This window comes from Sphingorhabdus sp., assembly GCF_044239665.1.
Lineage (GTDB): Bacteria > Pseudomonadota > Alphaproteobacteria > Sphingomonadales > Sphingomonadaceae > Sphingorhabdus_B.
In genome coordinates, this window is record NZ_JBIIBA010000054.1 from 1 (window position 1) to 4,075 (window position 4,075).

Here is a 4,075-nt window from a genome sequence, read left to right on the forward strand (position 1 = left end):
GTCATCATCGTCGGCGCGTTAATCGCCGCAGCAGCAGGGGGATCACCGACCGCTAAGTGGCTTGGTTTGATCGCCGTGGCATTGGCCAGCGTCAATATCTTCGGCGGCTTTGCGGTAACGGCCCGCATGCTGGCCATGTATAAGAAAAAGGAGCGTTAAGTTGGAACATGTTGCTCCTCCCGCTTGGGTCATGCTCGCTTATTTGATTTCGGGTGTGTTTTTCATACTGGCATTACGCGGACTGTCTTCGCCTGCCACATCGCAACAGGGTAACCGCTTTGGCATGGCCGGTATGTTGATTGCGGTCGTCACGACCTTAGTTACGCATGACGTTGCCTCACTGCCTGAGATATTGGGCGCTATCGCCATTGGCGGCGGCATTGGCTGGGTTACGGCACGCAAGATTGCCATGACCGACATGCCGCAGCTTGTCGCTGCATTCCACTCTTTGGTGGGTATGGCCGCCGTTTTGGTCGCAGCCGCAGCGTTTCTTAACCCCGGTGCCTTTGGCATCGTCGGTGAAGACGGCCAGATCAACCCCGTCAGTCGGGTTGAAATGGGCTTGGGCATCGCGATTGGCGCGATCACCTTTTCAGGTTCCGTCATCGCTTTCTTAAAGCTGGCGGGCAAAATGTCGGGCGCGCCCATACTTTTGCCATTGCGCCATGTCATTAACTTGGGCACTTTGGCGGCAATCCTTGGTCTTATCGGCTACTTCACCGTTGACCAAAGCCCGTGGATTTTCTGGACCATTACCGCGCTGGCTTTCCTCATTGGCTTTTTGTTGATCATTCCCATCGGCGGTGCGGACATGCCCGTCGTGGTGTCGATGCTGAACAGCTATTCCGGTTGGGCCGCTGCCGCCATGGGCTTCACGCTGCATAACACGGCGATGATCATCACCGGCGCATTGGTGGGCTCGTCGGGAGCGATCCTGTCCTACATCATGTGCAAGGCCATGAACCGCAGCTTCATTAGCGTTATCGCTGGCGGCTTTGGTGCGGAGGCTGCTGTCTCCAGCGGCGAAGCCAAGGAGCAGCGTCCATGGAAGCGCGGCTCTGCCGAAGATGCGGCCTATATGATGCAACAGGCCGAAAGCGTTATCATCGTGCCCGGTTACGGCATGGCGGTTGCGCAGGCGCAGCATATCTTGCGCGAAATGGCAGATGTTCTGAAGAAACAGGGCGTAAGCGTAAAATACGCCATCCACCCTGTCGCCGGACGTATGCCCGGCCATATGAACGTTCTGTTGGCTGAGGCATCAGTGCCTTATGACGAAGTGTTCGAGCTTGAGGATATCAACAGCGAATTTGCGCAAGCCGATGTCGCGTTTATCATTGGTGCCAATGACGTGGTGAACCCTGCGGCGAAAACCGACAAGACTTCGCCCATTTATGGCATGCCCGTGTTCGATGTAGACAAGGCAAAGACCGTGTTCTTCGTCAAACGTTCCATGGGCGGTGTTGGCTATGCGGGCGTCGACAATGACGTGTTTTACATGGATCAAACGATGATGCTTCTCGCCGATGCGAAGAAGATGTGTGAGGACATCGTCAAGGCATTGCAGCACTAAGCCAGAATGAACCACGCGTCGCTCCAGCAGAAGCTGGGGCGGCATGGCTTGCGGTATGAATGACAGGCCTGATGGTGCCCAGCCTTTGCTGGGACGACGGCTGTTGGGGGAAGTTGAACATGCGTAAACTCGGACTGATCGGTGGTTTAAGCTGGTATTCCACCGAGCTATATTACGCGCGTATCAATACACAGGTCCTGCGCCGCACCAATGGTACATGCAATGCGCCGTTGCTGATCGAGAGCCTCAATTTCTGCGACGTTGGCAAGGCCAGTACGCCGCAAGACTGGGCACATGTTGCAGAAGTGCTGATCGCGTCTGCGCGCCGTCTGGAACAAGCTGGCGCCACCGCCTTGCTCATTTGCGCCAATAGCATGCATAAAGTGTTTGATGAGGTGGCCGGGTCTGTAGCGATCCCGCTTATCCACATTGCCGACGCGGTTGGTGCGAAAATGCAGGCCGATGCCGTTGCGTCTGCCGCGTTGCTGGGCACCGCAAATGTCATGACCGAAAACTGGTATCGTCAGCGCCTAGTGAAGCATGGTGTTTCCTTGTTGCCCGCCGAAATGGATGATGTGAAAGATCTAGAACGCATCATCTACGATGAACTGATGCGCGGCGTGGTGAAGCGCGATTCCGAACGGACGTTGAAAACCATCATCACCGAAATTGATCAAGAAGGCATCAAAGCGGTTGTACTGGGTTGCACCGAATTAAGCATGTTGGTCGACACCAAAGCCAATGTCCTGCCTATTTATGATAGTACCGAAATTCATGCTGACGCAGGCGTCGACTGGATTCTGGGGGATGCAAACTAAGCCGTGAACGCATAAAACGCACCTTCGCGGCGTCAAAATGGCAGAGATTTGGAAGGAAAGGGGCCGCCGCAGGCAGTCATTCTGCCTGAAAGATCTACTGACGCATGAGCCGCTTCAATTGATACTGGTCGCCATTCCACCCTTCAAAAACCGCATTAATACCCGGATGGTTAATTGGACCTTGCTGATGGTCGGCAAGTAAATTCTGTTGGCTCACATAAGCGATATAGCTGCTCTCTGCATTTTCGGCGAACAGATGGTAAAATGGTTGGTCTTTTGACGGCCGTACCTGCTCCGGTATCGATTGATACCATTCCTCGCTATTGGCAAAAACAGGGTCAATGTCGAACACAACGCCTCGAAAATCAAATATGCGGTGGCGTACGACATCACCGATGGAAAACGCCGTTTCCACAATCTCTGGAGGGAGTGTTTGTTCATTCATAGCTTCATTATCATATCTTCTGGCGTACAAATCAACCTTGTGGCTTGGCAAAGCGAAAAACTTCAGTTAATGGCCCCGCTCTGTCATATGGATGCGCCGTTTTTACGGCAATGACCAGTCCCTATGAATTGCGGAGAGATGGCTGAGTGGTCGAAAGCACCGCACTCGAAATGCGGCGTGCCGGTGACGGTACCTAGGGTTCGAATCCCTATCTCTCCGCCAATTTTCTGTTTGTAGGCAACTCTGTTTATTCACTTTGTAGCTTGAATTCCCTAGTTTTCTGGGGAATTATGTCTCCAGCCGTGTTTGGCTGCTTTTGTGAATTCTCCCAAAGCAACCATGAATGTGGTGGAACAAATGGTGGAACACATAATGGGGCTTACGGCACTTGAAATCAAAAACGCTAAATTGGGGGTGCATTCTGACGGCAATGGTCTGTACCTCTCCGTAAAGTCAGGTGGTACTAAAAGCTGGGTTTTCCGATATCAGCTTAATGGAAAGCGCAGAGAAATGGGACTTGGTTCACTTAACGTGCTCGAACCCGTCAATGCTAGGGCAGAGGCAGCACAACTTAAGGCAAAGATTGCTAGCGGCATCGATCCGCTCGATGAGCGAAGAGCAGCAAAAGAAGCTCTGCACGCGTTTCGAAAACAAACGCTGCTAGCTAGCAAGCGAACGGAGACGACCTTTCGTAAAGCAGCGGAGCACTTCATTGAGAGCCGAGCCCCTAGTTGGAAAAACGCCAAGCACGCCCAGCAGTGGGCCAACACACTCGCTACCTATGCTTACCCCGTAATAGGCGAGATACCAGTTTCAGATGTAGCAGCAGAGCATTTGGTTGATATTCTCCGGCCCATATGGAGCACGAAGAGCGAGACAGCCAGCCGCGTGAGAATGCGGATTGAAGCTGTGCTTAATGCTGCCAAGTTGATGGGATGGCGTGTTGGCGATAATCCAGCCGTTTACAAGGGTGGTTTGGAGGCAGTTCTGCCCTCCATAAGTAAGGTGCGTCTTGTTCGACACCACCCAGCCATGCCTTTCGAAGATACTCCTGCTTTTTTTCGTGATCTCGAAAAACGAGATGGCATGGGATGCAGTGCGCTGCAATTTTGCATTTTGAATAGCCCCTAGATTTCTGGACGCCTTCTTCCCTAAATTTGAGGTAAGGAGACGAAGATGAGCAAGGTAAATTTCAGCGATGAGTTCAAGCGGGATGCGGTGGCCCAGATCACGGAGCGC

At 52.9% G+C, this 4,075-nt stretch carries 5 protein-coding genes and 1 tRNA gene; 5 read left to right on the forward strand and 1 reads right to left on the reverse strand.

The window, feature by feature from the left end; translation table 11 throughout:
• The 3 genes from ACILP3_RS10430 to ACILP3_RS10440 all read left to right on the forward strand — a co-directional run.
• The coding region (locus tag ACILP3_RS10430) for a proton-translocating transhydrogenase family protein (RefSeq protein WP_395616569.1) at positions 1-159 on the forward strand (159 nt) is incomplete at its 5' end.
• A gap of 31 nt (positions 160-190) precedes the next feature.
• The gene (locus tag ACILP3_RS10435) at positions 191-1,573 is read left to right on the forward strand and encodes an NAD(P)(+) transhydrogenase (Re/Si-specific) subunit beta (RefSeq protein ID WP_395616570.1); all 1,383 of its coding nucleotides are present in this window, start codon (positions 191-193) and stop codon (positions 1,571-1,573) included.
• Between the two features lie 119 nt (positions 1,574-1,692).
• Positions 1,693-2,391, forward strand: coding sequence for an aspartate/glutamate racemase family protein (locus ACILP3_RS10440; RefSeq protein WP_395616566.1), 699 nt, complete (start codon positions 1,693-1,695; stop codon positions 2,389-2,391).
• 94 nt (positions 2,392-2,485) lie between these two features.
• Here the strand turns inward: ACILP3_RS10440 and hspQ are convergent, their stop codons facing one another.
• A complete protein-coding gene (hspQ, locus tag ACILP3_RS10445; protein WP_395616567.1) occupies positions 2,486-2,836 on the reverse strand; it encodes a heat shock protein HspQ in 351 nt (116 codons plus the stop codon).
• 132 nt (positions 2,837-2,968) lie between these two features.
• Here hspQ and ACILP3_RS10450 point away from each other — a divergent pair.
• A tRNA-Ser gene (locus ACILP3_RS10450) sits at positions 2,969-3,058 on the forward strand.
• A gap of 84 nt (positions 3,059-3,142) precedes the next feature.
• Positions 3,143-3,967, forward strand: a complete 825-nt coding sequence (locus ACILP3_RS10455) for a tyrosine-type recombinase/integrase (protein ID WP_395616568.1) — start codon at positions 3,143-3,145, stop codon at positions 3,965-3,967.
• The last annotated feature ends 108 nt before the right edge of the window (positions 3,968-4,075 follow it).